The sequence below is a fragment of the Catellatospora sp. IY07-71 genome (assembly GCF_018326265.1).
Lineage (GTDB): Bacteria > Actinomycetota > Actinomycetes > Mycobacteriales > Micromonosporaceae > Catellatospora.
In genome coordinates this window covers 6,365,007-6,378,149 of the sequence record NZ_AP023360.1, presented here as the reverse complement: position 1 = coordinate 6,378,149, position 13,143 = coordinate 6,365,007, and the positions used below count along the sequence as shown (strand labels likewise).

At 67.6% G+C, this 13,143-nt stretch carries 14 protein-coding genes; 7 read left to right on the top strand and 7 right to left on the bottom strand.

The window, feature by feature from the left end:
• Nucleotides 1-88: 88 nt before the first annotated feature.
• The 3 genes from CS0771_RS28465 to CS0771_RS28455 are packed head-to-tail and all read right to left on the bottom strand — an operon-like array spanning nucleotide 89 to nucleotide 1,685.
• A complete protein-coding gene (locus CS0771_RS28465) occupies nucleotides 89-940 on the bottom strand; it encodes a helix-turn-helix transcriptional regulator (protein ID WP_212843866.1) in 852 nt (283 codons plus the stop codon).
• 21 nt (nucleotides 941-961) lie between these two features.
• Entirely contained in the window at nucleotides 962-1,480 is a 519-nt protein-coding gene (locus CS0771_RS28460) for a DUF6879 family protein (protein WP_244871088.1), read from the bottom strand.
• Entirely contained in the window at nucleotides 1,458-1,685 is a 228-nt protein-coding gene (locus CS0771_RS28455) for a hypothetical protein (protein ID WP_212846311.1), read from the bottom strand. Before CS0771_RS28455 ends, CS0771_RS28460 begins: the two co-directional genes overlap by 23 nt.
• 321 nt (nucleotides 1,686-2,006) lie before the next feature.
• Here CS0771_RS28455 and CS0771_RS28450 point away from each other — a divergent pair, with 321 nt between their 5' ends.
• The 4 genes from CS0771_RS28450 to CS0771_RS28435 all read left to right on the top strand — a co-directional run bounded on the left by CS0771_RS28450 (nucleotide 2,007) and on the right by CS0771_RS28435 (nucleotide 3,593).
• The gene (locus CS0771_RS28450; RefSeq protein ID WP_212843865.1) at nucleotides 2,007-2,207 is read left to right on the top strand and encodes a hypothetical protein; all 201 of its coding nucleotides are present in this window, start codon (nucleotides 2,007-2,009) and stop codon (nucleotides 2,205-2,207) included.
• Nucleotides 2,197-2,415: a hypothetical protein gene (locus tag CS0771_RS28445; protein WP_212843864.1), complete on the top strand. Its 219-nt coding sequence runs from the start codon at nucleotides 2,197-2,199 to the stop codon at nucleotides 2,413-2,415. The genes CS0771_RS28450 and CS0771_RS28445 overlap by 11 nt, the downstream gene beginning before the upstream one ends.
• A gap of 132 nt (nucleotides 2,416-2,547) precedes the next feature.
• Entirely contained in the window at nucleotides 2,548-2,967 is a 420-nt protein-coding gene (locus CS0771_RS28440) for a hypothetical protein (protein WP_212843863.1), read from the top strand.
• A gap of 20 nt (nucleotides 2,968-2,987) precedes the next feature.
• Nucleotides 2,988-3,593, top strand: a complete 606-nt coding sequence (locus CS0771_RS28435; protein ID WP_212843862.1) for a class I SAM-dependent methyltransferase — start codon at nucleotides 2,988-2,990, stop codon at nucleotides 3,591-3,593.
• A 41-nt stretch (nucleotides 3,594-3,634) separates the two neighbouring features.
• On the opposite strand, the gene pglW is transcribed toward CS0771_RS28435, so the two are convergent.
• Both pglW and CS0771_RS28425 read right to left on the bottom strand, forming a co-directional pair.
• Entirely contained in the window at nucleotides 3,635-7,720 is a 4,086-nt protein-coding gene (gene pglW, locus CS0771_RS28430; RefSeq protein ID WP_244871087.1) for a BREX system serine/threonine kinase PglW, read from the bottom strand.
• A 300-nt stretch (nucleotides 7,721-8,020) separates the two neighbouring features.
• Nucleotides 8,021-8,443, bottom strand: a complete 423-nt coding sequence (locus tag CS0771_RS28425; RefSeq protein ID WP_212843860.1) for a hypothetical protein — start codon at nucleotides 8,441-8,443, stop codon at nucleotides 8,021-8,023.
• Nucleotides 8,444-8,622: 179 nt separating this feature from the next.
• Between CS0771_RS28425 and CS0771_RS39075 the strand changes: the two genes are divergently transcribed.
• Together CS0771_RS39075 and CS0771_RS28410 are read left to right on the top strand one after the other, a co-directional pair.
• Nucleotides 8,623-9,690, top strand: a complete 1,068-nt coding sequence (locus CS0771_RS39075; protein WP_244871086.1) for a hypothetical protein — start codon at nucleotides 8,623-8,625, stop codon at nucleotides 9,688-9,690.
• A 168-nt stretch (nucleotides 9,691-9,858) separates the two neighbouring features.
• Entirely contained in the window at nucleotides 9,859-10,647 is a 789-nt protein-coding gene (locus CS0771_RS28410; RefSeq protein ID WP_212843859.1) for a hypothetical protein, read from the top strand.
• Here the strand turns inward: CS0771_RS28410 and CS0771_RS28405 are convergent.
• On the bottom strand, nucleotides 10,618-11,196 hold the full coding sequence (locus CS0771_RS28405) for a transposase (RefSeq protein WP_244871053.1): 579 nt from the start codon (nucleotides 11,194-11,196) through the stop codon (nucleotides 10,618-10,620). The genes CS0771_RS28410 and CS0771_RS28405 overlap by 30 nt on opposite strands.
• Nucleotides 11,193-11,672, bottom strand: a complete 480-nt coding sequence (locus CS0771_RS28400; protein ID WP_212843626.1) for a winged helix-turn-helix domain-containing protein — start codon at nucleotides 11,670-11,672, stop codon at nucleotides 11,193-11,195. Before CS0771_RS28400 ends, CS0771_RS28405 begins: the two co-directional genes overlap by 4 nt.
• 181 nt (nucleotides 11,673-11,853) lie before the next feature.
• On the opposite strand from CS0771_RS28400, the gene CS0771_RS28395 reads away from it, so the two are divergent.
• A complete protein-coding gene (locus CS0771_RS28395) occupies nucleotides 11,854-13,101 on the top strand; it encodes a hypothetical protein (RefSeq protein ID WP_212843858.1) in 1,248 nt (415 codons plus the stop codon).
• Nucleotides 13,102-13,143: the final 42 nt, after the last annotated feature.

The following is a 13,143-nucleotide window of genomic DNA, read 5'->3' as shown; positions in this document are numbered from 1 at the left end:
CCCTCACGCCGTCGATTGTCAGCGTCCGGCGCATTACGCGGACCGGGACGGCTGAGATGGCGTTAGCCGTGGTTCACGGGACTCGGACTCAGGAGTCCAACGCGTTGATCGCGGTGGCGATGAGTTGGCGGGCCGCGGCCCCGTGAACTGCCTGCTTGGAAAACATGCTGAAGGTGTCCGCGTACATGGCCACCTCGCGCGGTTGAGTGATCGTCAGGTAACCCGAGACGAGTTCCACGGCGACCTGTTCGTCGTCGTAAATGAAGAAGCCCTCGGTTGGCCATATTGCGGACCTATTGGCGTCTAGCGGGATCACCCCGACAGACACCGTGGGCAATGTGCTGATTGTCAGCAGATGGCCTAGCTGCGCCGCCATCGTATCGACTCCGCCGATACGGAAGCGCAGGACACTCTCCTCCAGGATGATGGCGAATTTGCGGTGAGGCTGGCGCACGACGTGCTGCCGCTCGATTCGCACCTGTGTGGCTGCCTCGATGTCGTCGGGCAGGTCCCGCCGGGCCATGATGGAGGTCAGCAATGCCGAGATGTAGCCGCCGGTCTGTATCGGGCCCGGTATGAGCCAGCCGGAGTAGATGCGGAATCTTCTGGTCCGCTCCCACAGCGGGTTGACGGATTCCTGAGCGAGCTTCAGCCCCGTCCGTTCCATTCGGCGCCAGTCCACGAACATGCCCTCGACGGCACGTAGCGATGCGATCAGCTCCGGGGCTTCGGCGGGTGCGCCGCAGTGCTGGCACCAGGCTTTGATGTCGTCGGGGGTGGGCGCTTGCTTGGCGTGTTCGATCTTGCTGACCTTCGACGAGTGCCAGCCGGCGAGGGCCGCGAGGCCCCGCCCGGTGAGGCCGGCATCGACGCGGATCTCACGCAGGCGGGTGCCCAGCACCTCAAGTGCCTGGGTTGCGCTCGAAGAGTACGGGGGCACGGCAGCAGTCTCGTCGTGCTGTCAGCGCGGCCGGTATTCGGTGTGCGGAGTGGCCCGCTCCCAGACTGCCTCGAACGCGGACAGACAGAGTTTGACTACGTCGGGGTCGGATACCAGTTCTGCTTCCAGCCAGTCGCCCTCGCCGCTGAAATGATTGATGAGCAGGGTCTGCTCGTCCATCAGCCAGAAGTCATTGCCGGGTAGCGCCAGGTCCGTGGCCTGTCGGCGGGGAAGCCAGCGGACGTCCTCGCCCACCGCCAGGTTCATGAAAGTGACGTCGTATTCGTAGCGGATGTACTGGCTGACGGGCTCCGAGACGATCCGCGCACGGCGTACGGCGACGCCGCGGCCGGTCAGGCCGGCGATCATCTCGCACCACTCGTTCCACCAGGACGCGCGGTTGTCCGGGTCATCGCGGTGCCCAGCGCGCCAGGCGTGCAACATCGGGTCGTCGAGCATGTACCCGTCACGCATCTCCAGGTGCAGCGCCGACCGCTGCGCCTGGCGCAGGTGCGCGTCAACCGTTGCTGCTGGCGTCACCAGGTGCCTCCTCGAAGAACTTGGTCATGTAGCGGGGGATCTCGACTACTGTCTCGTGGCCGGGGATGGCCATCTGCGCCAGCCGCTCTGGGTCCTCGACCCTCCAACCCTGTACCACGTACGTGTCGCGCTCGGTGTCGAGGTAGATCGTTGGAGAACCGCCGCTGGGGCTGTTCGGGTCCTTGCCCAGGAACTTGAGTGCCATGGTGTTGTCCCTCCGTTCAAGGCGTCGATCGCTTCGGCCAACTTTGCTCGCTTATGCGGGGAGGTCTCAATGTCTTTGCTTCAGTTTGCTTGACGGTGGTGCCGGGCCAAAGAGCCGTAATGATCTTCCTTGGTGTACGTGCCCTTGGTGTCCTCGAGAAGCGGCTGGTCGCCCCCGCGAACGGTAACCAATGAGTCTGGAGCAAACCGTCGCACATGCATTGAGCCCCGTTTTGGCTGCTCCTTAACGTCGACCCGTCGCTCACGGACGGTGATACCGAGGCATCCCTCCCGGCTCGCACCCAGGGAGTGCCCGCCGTCCGTGGGTGACGCAACCCCGCGACGGGAGGTGTACATGCACGGGACGACCTACGGCAGCGCACTGGCAGAGCCGGTGACCGAGACACGAGAAGAGGTGCTGTTCGTCAGGGCGATGAACTCCGCGCACGAGTGGGACACGTCGCTGCCAACGATCCAGCGTATTTACGAGTTCCTGCGGCAGGAGGGCTGCGATGAGCGGTAGTCCGACGAACTGGGTGACCGGCGACGGCGACATGGTGTCGATCGGCGACTACGTCGCCCTCGACCTGGACAGCGACGCGGTCGGCCGGATTGTCGCCGTCTGCGGCGATGCCACTGGACGTCCGCTGGTGCAGGTGACCGAAGGTCACCGGAGCGGCAAGCGGCTGGCCGTGTGGCCCACCCAGATGCTCCTGCGAGTTCAACGGTGAGCCCGGCCGCTCGACGGCCCGTCCGCTGCGCACGATGTCGCACTTCCTCGCACGATCACCTACTCGAAATGGAGGACCTGAATGTCGACGCAACTCGATCAGGCACAGCGCGTAGCCCTCGCGGATGACCAGGTGGCGCTTCTGATCAACGACGTCCGAGTGAAGCACCCGGACTGGAGCAGCGATTTCTGCCGGCGCGGCGTTGACCAGCTGGTCGGCTTCCTGGCGGCTTGCGGGGTGGCCTCCGAACCGCTCGCGCCGTCCGCAGCCGTGGACGAGTTCTGGCACTGCTTCATCCTGCGGACCGTCCCGTACGCCGAGTTCTGCGACCTGATCGCCGGCCGGTTCATCCACCACATCCCGGAGGACGAGCGGCCCCACGACCCTCGGCTGCCGCGTGTCGCGAATGGCAACGCCACCCGGGCACGAACGATCGAGGCCATTCTTACGGCTGGTTACGACGTCGACCCGGAGTTCTGGCCGGAGCTGAGCGCCAACTGCAACTCGAAGTGCACGCAGTGCTACCAGGGCTGCCACGACAGCCCGAAGTAGCTGGATGAGAGGCTGGGGTCATGGGAGCTGAGCACTGGACTCGGTACGCGCAGGAGCGTCCGGCCCGCAGGCTCATCAACGCTGCTGGGGCGCGCACCTGGTTCAACTGGACGCAATATCCTGACCACGGCCCCGGCCTTGAAGTCCTGAATCTGCGCCCAGGTGCGAGGGTGCTGGACCTCGGCTGCGGCAAGGGCGGCAACCTGGCCCACGTCAGCGCCACGGGCCACTGCGGCGTCGGCGTCGACCTGTCGCCGCTGCAGGTGACGCACGCTCATGAACGATGGCCCGATCTCACGGTGGTCTGCGCCGACGCGCTGGCGTACCTGGAAGAAGGCGAAGCACCATTCGAGGCCATCTACTCCGTGTTCGGCGCACTCTGGTTCGTCGACCCCGACATGTTGCTCCCGGCGATACACCGACGTCTGCGCGGCACGCTCGCGTTCTCGTATACGTTCATGAACTCCGTCGAGGGGCTACCCCGCTGGGACCTCGACCCCGAGGAGTGGACGGACCGGCTGGAGAAGCACGGATTCGCCGAGGTCGAGCTCCAGCAGATCGCTCCGCCAGACGGGGTGGACCGCGGGCAGCCGACCTTCTTGATGCGAGCGGTCAGACTGGGGTAAAACGAAGGCCCCCGGCAGCGCGCCGGGGGCCTTTCGGCGGTCTACCTCACCGGAAGCGGCTGCTCGATCCAGGTGTCCGGCAACCAGAGCGACTGGCTGGCCGGGGAGGTCAGCGGTACCTGGGCCTGGTCCAGCAGGACGGGCTCGGGCCTGCGGGCGGGCAGCAGCAGCACCCGGGCGGCGGGCCGGTTCCTGGTCGGGTCGGTGAGCTGTTGCAGCACGTTCATCTGGCCGTATCGGGCTAGGGGCGCCGCCTCGGTGATCAGCAGCGGCCGGTCGCCTTCCAGCGCGGCCGTGATCGTGGGCACGACGTGGTGCTGGAACAGCTCGCTCAGACCGCGGAAGTCGGCGTCGGCCGCCTTGCCACTATCGGCGGTGACGATCGCCTCCCACGGGAACCCGAGCGCGCCCAGCCGCTCCAGCATCACCGCGGTGACGTCGAGCTCCGCCAGGCTGTGCCGGTCCAGCAGCTTGGCACGCGCCTTAGCGAGGTTGCGCAGCGGAGCCAGCACCGCCAGGAAGCCGCGTCGCTCGACCGCGGCGGCCAGCCGCAGGTCGGCTTCGACGGCGTCGCCGGCGGTCTGTAGCGGTACGTAGTTGGTGACCACCCGTGTCGACGTCTGCTGGCTCTGCCAGGTCGGCGGCACGAAGCACTTCGAGGCGCCGTCCCAAAGCAGCGGCACCCCGCACTCCTGCACCAGCCGCTCCAGCGCAGGGCGGCCCGGCAGCGGCTGGGCCTGCGGGAAGCGGGCCTGGACCCGGTCGCGCAGCGCATCCTCGGACAACCGCTGTCCGGTGATCGCGCTTGCGGACAGCCGCAGCGCCCGCTCGGCGCTCATCCCGGACGGGTAGAGCAGGCCCTGCGCGCTGACCGCGGCCGCGCCGTTGCTGGCTACCGCGGCAAGCTGCAGCAGCCGCTGGTCGGACAGGGCAGGCATGCCGTCGGGTACGGCGACCGCGCGCAGCTCGTCGATGGCGCGCTGGCGCGGCAGCAGCGGATCCTCCGCGGCGACCTTGCCGGCGCGCTGCCCGAGTTCGACCGCGTGGTCGAGCAGGTTCGCGGCGGTGACCAGCGACGCCGGGTCGTCCGGTTCGAGGCCGACGAGCACCGTGTCGGTGCCTTTGCGGAAGCGGCGGATCGCCACGCGCGCGTCGCCGCCGCGGGCCAGCTCCGCCTCGACCGCGGCGCGGACCAGGCCGATGGCCTGCGGGAGGCGGCCGGGCCCGGTCGTGAACGAGCCCCGGGCGGCGATCAGCGCCTCGGCGAGCTCGTCGCCGCTCATCACCGCGCCGCGCGTGTCGAGCAGCGCCACGACCTCGTCGCGGACCTGGGCGAGGGCGGCGTTGTCGAGCCACAGTTTGGCGTACTTGCGCAGCAGCACCGAGATCTGCGGCTGGGTCTGGCCGGTGCCGCGGGCCGCCTCGGCCTGGGCGGGCCAGCGCAGGTACGCCCCGTCGGGGGTGGCGCTCTGGCCGAGCAGCACCCGCATCGGGCCGCGGTCCTTGTCGACGGCGTCGGCGAGCAGGGTCGCGCAGACCGCCTCGATGCCCTGCGCGACCGGCTTGTCGACGGTGACCGGCGGCGGGGTGGGCGTGGTGCCGAACTGCTGCTGGAGAGTGCGGGTGACCGCGCGGATCTCCTTGCGGGTGGCGTCGGGCACGCCCTGGGCGCGGGTCAGGTCGGAGGGCTTGTAGTCGAGCAGCTCGCCGACGGTGTGCACACCGAGGCGTTCGAGCGCGGACCGGGCGCGCACCGTGAGCTCGGTCGCGTCGAGCGGCGTCTCCCGGGTGATCGCGGCCGGGCCGACGACCGGTGTGGTGGGCAGCTTCGGGATGTCGCGGAAGATCGCCCGCCAGGCGTCGGCCATCTCCTCGACGGTGTCGAACCGCTGGGCGGCCTCGCGGGCCAGCGCCTTGGCGAAGAAGTTGATCAGCCGGTCGGCGATCGCCGCCTCGAACGCGCTCGGCTCGAGCGTCACCTCGTCGTCGATGGCGGCCGGGTTGGCGTTGTCGCCCCACCGGGGCAGCTGCCCGGTCGACATCTCGTACAGCGTCACCGCGGCGGAGAACCGCTCGGCCGACGCGTCGTAGCGTGCCCGCTTGCCGCCGAGGAACGGGTCCAGGTACGGGGGAGTGCCCGCCGTGAGCTGGTCGGCCGGGGCCGAGGCCAGGGAGAAGTCGAACGCGCACAGGTGCAGCTGCTTGTCCTTGGCGCGGGGCCGGGCCGCGAGGTTTGCGGGCTTCAGGTCGCGGTGCCACACACCCTGGCTGTCGAGGTACGTGAGGATGTCGAGCAGGTCGCGGCCGTAGCGTTCCAGCATCTCCAGCGCGAGCCGCCCGCCCTGCAGCTCCTCGGCCAGGGTGCGGGGGCCGGCGCTCTCCAGCAGCAGCGCGGTGCGCCCGCCGACCGTGACCGGCCCTTCGACCAGCGACGCGATGTGGGCGTACTTCAGCTTGCCGAGGCTCTCGGCCTCGGCGGCCAGCCGGTCGGCGTGCTGCTCATCGCGGGCGACCTTGAGCACCAGCTCCTGCCGCTTGTCGCCCTCGCCCCGCGAGACCAGCAGCGCGGTCGCGGTCGCGCCGGACCCGAGGCGCCGGATCACGGTCAGCCCGCCGTCGAGCACGTCGTGCTTGGCGGCCGACAGCGGGTCGGTGACCGGCTCCGGCTCCGGAGCGGTGATCTCCTCCCACACCTCTTCGAGCTTGCGGCGGAACTCGCCGACGCTGCGCAGCCGCTGGCCGGGATCGCCGTGGGTGGCGTCGTAGACGAGGGTGACCAGCGAGTCCGGCATGCCGTCGGCGACCGCGGCCAGGTTCAGGCCCTTGTTGCGGACCGCGGCCAGCAGCTCCTCCGCGGTCTCCGCGGGCGGGTTGCCGGCGAAGATGCGGTACGCCGTGGCGCCCAGCCCGAACACGTCGAGCAGCACCCCGGAGGCCTGCGCGCTGGTGGTGCTCTCCGGTGCCTGGTAGCGGCGCACCTCGTCGTCGAAGAACAGCTCCAGCCCGGCACCGTCGCTGGTCGAGCTCAACCGGGTGACCTGCGTCGCACCGGCGATGCTGCCGCCGGTCTGCCAGTCGATGACCGACAGGTGGGGGCGTGACTGCTCGGGCCTGGCCACCATGACGGCGCGCGGGTGCAGGGCGCGGTGCGACAGCCGCCGCGAGTGCGCGTACTCGACGATCTCGGCGAGGTCCTGCACCAGGTCGAGCTTCTGGGCCAGCGTCAGCTTTCGCTCGCGCTGCACCAGCCACTGGTCCAGGCGAATCGAGTCGGGTGTGTGGTCGAACACCACCGCTGGGCCGAAGGCGTGGTCGACGAGGTCCACAGGGTGGCTGATGCCCGGGTGGTTGATGCCCTGCAGCAGCCGGAACTCGCGGTCGGCGGCCCGGCGGATGACCGGCACGTCCTCCTCGGCGGCGCGGCTGGTGAGGTAGAACCGCACCCGGCGTACGACGCTGGTGTTCATCGAGTGCCCGGCGAGGAAGTCCTGCCAGCCCACCCCCTCGGCGAACGGCTGCGGGTGCAGGATCAGCTGGCCGATACGCCGGTCGGCGACCGACGGGCGGATCTTCGCGCCCTTGACCAGCTCGATGATCTGGCGGCCGCGCTGCGGGTCGATGAGCGCCTGCTGCTTCACCGGGCTGGCCAGCAGAAACGCCTTCAAGCTGTCGAGGCCCGAGGCGTTGCCGTCCAGGCCGTAGACGCCCTGCCTGCCCAGCTCGTCGAGTCTGGTCCGCAGGTCGCGGGCGTGCAGGAACACCGCGGTGCCGACGAACGGGGCCAGCGCCTCCTTGCCCTGCTTGCGGGCGTAAAACCGGATCAGGCCTGCCAGGCGCTTGGCCTTGCGGTTGGCCAGGATGTACGGGCTGTCCTCGGGGGTGAGCCGGCCGTTCGGCATGCGGCGTACCCACTGGGTGCCGCTGCCGGAGATGTCGCCCTGCCAGTGCTTGAGCTCGAGTACGTACAGGCCGCTAGGGGTCAGGACCAGCGCGTCGACCTCGTTGATCGAACCGTCGGTCCCGACGAACTCGACGTTGGCCCAGACATGGAACGGGTCGGCATCGGGCAGGTAGGAGGCCAGCTCGCGCAGGCCGTCCCGCTCGTGCGGGAAGGGGCTGGGGTTCATCTGCTCCCAGCGAGGTGAATCCTCGCGCACCGCCGACCCTCCCGTAGTCACCTTGACGAGGTGGTCCTTCGGGATGTCCTGCCCGCAAGCGACCGTTCACGCAGATCCTAAGGTGCCGCCCGCTGGCGTGCAGGAGCGCGGCGTGCGCACGGCGCGAATAGGGCGGGAAGGCTCATGGGCGCTCGCCGAAACGGGAAGATGATCGACTGAACGGACCGCAGAGCAGGGTACGACCCGCTGATCCGCGGACAACCGCCACGCCCGTGGTTCTTCGTTTCCAGAATCGGCCCGTTGCTGCCGTCAGCGGCAAGCAGTGCGTTGGTCATCCCTAGGACTTGAAGGCAGCCGACCCCATCGTCGCTTCGGACGACGAAGGCCTCGACCACCACCACCGGAGCTGTCGAGTTCCAGGCCGAGGGACATGACCAGATCGCCCGGGTCGGCCTGAGCTGCGATCTCGTCCAGCCGGTCCAGCGGGAGGTCGGCGAGCACGGCGCAGCATTCGGCCAGATGCGCGGCGACCTCGTCGGGTGTGCCTGAGGCGGTGAACGAGGTGTCGACGAACGTGGTGTGCTGGTCGGCTTCGGTGCTGATCTCGTCGAGCACCAGTAGCTGCACCAGGTGGTTGAGGCCGATCCGGTCCACGCCCTCGTCGCGGGTGCCGACACCGAAGACCAGCGACGCGTGCACGTCCTCCGAGACGTCCTGCCAGGAGACGGTCACCCCGTCGAGCTCAACCCGATGCAGGGCGCGCAGCCTACGTATCCCGATCAGCCACCGGCATCAAGGGCTGCTCGCGGCAGCGTCTCCGCCGTAAGGCGAGGACTCTGGGGCGCCCATGATCGCGGCGCATCCGGAAAACCGGAGGTTGAAAGCCGGAGCGCCTGCGATGATGCCGTGCTGTGACGTCTATTGAGTTGGTGCTGGCCCGGACGGTGCTTCGCGGCCTGCTGCCGTATCCCGACCTGGTGCGTCGCATCCGTGTCCGGCGTAGTGCCCGAGCCCTTGCCACCCGTGCCCTCTGGCCGCGGGCCGAAGCGTCAGTCACCGGCGAAGACTACGCACGGCTGGCGCTGCTGAGGCTGCTGTCACTGCAGCGCGAGACGCGCCGGGCGGTTCAGACTCGTCAGCGGGAATCCGCAGCGCTGCTCGCGCGTACCGCTGTGGAGACGTGCATCCTCGGGCTTTGGTGCTTGCATGTTCCGGACGCCGTCGGCAGGCTACGCGCGTCCGAGATCAGGGTCGCGCCAGCGATGCTGACGTTCCTGTCGAGCGTTGGTGTCATCCCCGACGCGCTGATCCGGCAGTCAGTGATGGCTCTCGGTGAACCGGGGAAGCTACCCGATGTAAGGTCCATGACCGAACAGATCGACTCCAAGACCGGCAGCACGCTGGCGATTTACCTGTACGACCTGGCGTACCGGCCAGCATCGCACTATTTCACACACGCGACCAGCTCGGCGCTGTTGCGGCATGTTACCGCTGAGTATCGCTATTCCGTCAGGCCTGCGAGGTCGTGGGTCCGCCGTTCACCGGTGCGGCTGGCCGACGCCTGCGTAGGTCTGCTGGCAGCGGCTGTTGCGAACAGCCGAGCGGTGCCCGCTGAGCTGTTTCTGCGGTACGGCGAGCGCCACGCTGAGCGTGTGCTGCCTCCCCTGTTGGCGATCGTCGGCAGGGGCATCGCGCGGAAACTCGGTGTCTCTGAGCTCGTAGCCACGCTGAAGGAGGCCAAGGCGACGCGCGACTATCTGTCTCGCGTGGTGCATGACGTGGAACCTGAGGAACGCGAAGCACGCCTGAGGTCGATGTACGACACGCTGATCGCGCGGCTAAACTTCGACGACCTACCGCCGGGCGCCATGGAGCCCATCGTCGATTACTTCGTCGCGAAGGTCCTCGGCGAGTGGGAGGCCGAGCGCACGAGCCGGCTCTCCCGGCAGACTGTCACTGCCGAACCTGACGAGGCGTAGTCCTCGTCACGGTGCGCTGGTGCCCGTAGCGTGGTCGAGGCGACGGGTGGGTTCAGCCGGGGGATCACGCCTTGTCCGCGCGGTCGACGGCACGTCTGGCCCGTTGCAGCACTGCAGGCTGGTCGGTGGCGTCCGGTCGTCTCTCGAAGGTCAGCGTAGGATCTCCAGGTGACTGGCGGTGGGGCGGCGACCAATTCGGGCATCGACTTTCAGCATCGCGTCGGCGCCCTTGCTCTGGTGGCGATGCTGACTGATCTTGCGGACTTGGATCTGGTCGGTCTTGGCGAAGCGGGCGAAACTCCGACTCAGGTTCGGTTCGAGACGGCCGACGAGGTGGACGACCTCGTCGTTGTCGTAGGCGAGGCCCGCCTTCTGGTGCAGGCCAAGAATACGATCTCCCTGTCCGCTGGCGAAGACTCCGAGTTTGCGAAGGTGGTTCGCCAGTTCGTACAACAGTTCTGTCGAGGTGCCCGTAACGAACGCTATGTGTTGGCGGTCTCCTCTGGCGCATCCGGCAAGATCCGGGTGGACTTCAAGAAGCTATGCGAGTCATATCGGCTGAACGAAAGTGGCGTTCAGGACAATCCCCTGACCGACAACGAGCGCGAGGTCCTCGCCGCCGTTAACGCACACATCGATCGCGAGTTCAACAGTGCGACCGGTTCTGACTGTGACCCCCTCGTCCGTGCCGCCATACTCAGGCGCATCCATGTGCAGTCGTTCGACGTGGTCGAGGGAGGAGCGAACGAGCGCCTTGCACTCGTTGCGCTTGCTCCGATTGCCGCCACCGACCCCAGGCTCCTGTGGCGCAATCTCATCGCCATCTGCCTCGGCCTGTCCCGGGGGCGGCTGTCGATCGACGCGAGCGGATTGAGGGAGCGAGTTAAAGCGCTGCTCGTTCCTCCGACGGCTAGACACCTTTCGCGGTCAGGGTCTGGTCGGGGCTGGTGGAGATAGACCCGTTCCAGCGAAATAGCCGTCGATGAGGTTCTGTCGGTACTGCATGCGCTTGAGGCGGTTCTTCACCGCCTCAAGCAGGGCACCCGCAGTGCGGGCGGGCAGGTTGGCCAGGCCGCGCTTCATCGCCGACCAGACCTTTTCGACAGGGTTGAGCTCCGGCGCGTACGCGGGCAGCGCGTAGACGCGCAGCCACGGCCTGGCGGCGACCAGCGCCCGCATCTTCACCGACCGGTGCGTGCTCAACCCGTCCCAGACCAGTACGATCGGCGCACGCAACTGCTGATGGGCGGCATCCAGCAGACTGGCGAAGTCGGGTTCGCGAAACCCTTTGGGCTCGCCTTTGCGGCCGCGGTGCAGCATCGTCCGATAGATCAACCGGCTGCGTTCGCCCGGCCGGTAGCAGACCATGCCGGCCACCGACACCCGCACACCGCCGGCCGCGGTCACCGACACCACCGGAGTGTGGCCGCGCGGAGCCCAGGTAGCGGCCTTGGCCGGCCGCAGCGTCTGCCCGCACTCGTCGGCGAAGCAGATCCAGGCGTTCAACCGACGCGCGACTCTTTTAGCCCAGGCCACCGGTAGCGCCGCCAGTGCGCGACGGCCTGCTCGTCACGCTCTGCGGCCCGGTGGACGGGCAGCTGCGAGGTGTAGCCCAGGCGCTGCATCGCCTGCCACGTCGTGGTCAGGCCCACCCGCACATGGAACATGGACCCGATCAACGTGGCCACCCGCGCCAGAGTCCACCGCTGGTCCTGGCCGTACCCGGCCGTCGCCGGCCCCTGCTCCAGCCGTGCCCGCAACCGTTCCAGCTGCTCATCCGACAGCATCGGATCCGGACCTGAGGGGCCCCGCGACGCCAGAGCCCGCACGCCACCGGCGACCCAGGCCCGCCGCCACTGGTAGGCCGACTTCGTCGACACCTCCAGCGCCGCGGCGACCTCAACCGCGCCGACACCCTGCGCAAACAGCTCAGCCGCACGCCCACGCAGCCGCTCACGCCTGGCCCGGCCAGCCGCGTCCATTCCACCACCATCGCCGTACCGCATGCCACCAGCACACCCGACCACCGACGACAGCCGCGATCACCCGAAAGCCTCAAAGTGGACTCGGACCAGACCCCCACTGCGAAAAGTGTCTAGTTCGGTCGGTTCCCATGATACTGCTGAGTCCAGCCTTGAGGTTTCCGTTGAGGGTGGGCTGTCAATGGGCAGGGAAGTCCTTCTCGTCCGTGACGATGAGAACCGGCTGCTGCTCGTCGAACTTCGTCGGTTCGCCGAGGACGGTACGAAGTTCGTCAGGTTTGCGCACGGTTACGTCGAACTCGCCGACGGAGCCCGTTGGCGGCTGCTCAGGCGGACCTCCACCATCGCCGGCATGACTCGCGAGATCACCAGTGGTGAACTGGTCGACGAAGGCACCGAATTGATCATGGTGCCTGGAGATTTCGATGACCTCGAGAACGAACCAGCAGCGCTGGCGCACGCCGAAGCGGCCCGTCGTCGAATCGAGGAAGGCGGCGACCTTCTTACCTGCCTCGTGTGCGGGCGTCAGATCTCGGAGCACCTGTCGTACGCCATTGAAATCGACGATGACTCACATCCGTACGAAGTTGGTGCGGTCCATCGGGGCTGCCTGCGGCCGACACATCGCGTGTTGGGGAGGTTGGGCAACGATGTGTTCAACGCTAACCCGCTGTTGTTCGACTTCGATTTCAAGACTTGGGTCAACAGCCTCAGGAGCGGACAGGGCCTGTTCAACTCCGTGCGGGAGTCGGGACGCACGGGCGTGATCACGATCCAATGGAACCCCGATAACGCTTCCTTCACGACAGGTGCCTACGGCGTCGCTTACGAGACCGACGACGGAACGACTCATTACGTGCGAGCCCGCGGCAAGGTCCAGCGAATGTCCAGATCGCTGGCCGAGCGCGCTGCGGAGGAGATGAACCAAGCGATCGATCAGGGGCGCGCGGCCGGAGATCCGTGGTGTTCGAACAGCCACGGGTTCGCACCCTACTCCGTGATGGTCACATCCCAGAATCCGAATCCGCCGAGGGTCACCATGGCCTCGGCACGGGAACTCACGCGTGCTACTGTCTCCGCCCATAATGCGGTCGAGAACTACTACGCTCCACTGTTCTACCTGACAGATCGGGAATCGGGCCAGACGTTCGCCCTTGCAGACGCCGTCCTGCTTCTTTCGGATCCCCTGAGGCTAGGCGAACTCCTGGGAAACTGGAAACACGCGGAGATCGTCTTTCCGCCGTATTCCACCGTGATCATTGCGGATGACCGCGACTTCGATCTCTTCATGCGCGAAATCCGACAGGAGTCAATGATCGCCCTTGTAGACCCAGTCTTCGACACCAAGGGGAATCTGGTCGGGGGCTTCAGGATTGTGAGCATCCACGAGACTGTCGCCCGCGCGGTCGAGGCGGTTCGAACCTCATAGTCGCTGAGAGTGTTCTGACGCAGCTTGACCGGCGGGTTACGG

Coding starts and splice junctions, on each gene's coding strand:
- CS0771_RS28455 (WP_212846311.1), bottom strand. CDS start 1,685: ATGGCACTCAAGTTCCTGGGCAAGGACCCGAACAGCCCCAGCGGCGGT.
- CS0771_RS28445 (WP_212843864.1), top strand. CDS start 2,197: ATGAGCGGTAGTCCGACGAACTGGGTGACCGGCGACGGCGACATGGTG.
- CS0771_RS28435 (WP_212843862.1), top strand. CDS start 2,988: ATGGGAGCTGAGCACTGGACTCGGTACGCGCAGGAGCGTCCGGCCCGC.
- pglW (WP_244871087.1), bottom strand. CDS start 7,720: ATGAACCCCAGCCCCTTCCCGCACGAGCGGGACGGCCTGCGCGAGCTG.
- CS0771_RS28400 (WP_212843626.1), bottom strand. CDS start 11,672: ATGGACGCGGCTGGCCGGGCCAGGCGTGAGCGGCTGCGTGGGCGTGCG.
- CS0771_RS28395 (WP_212843858.1), top strand. CDS start 11,854: ATGGGCAGGGAAGTCCTTCTCGTCCGTGACGATGAGAACCGGCTGCTG.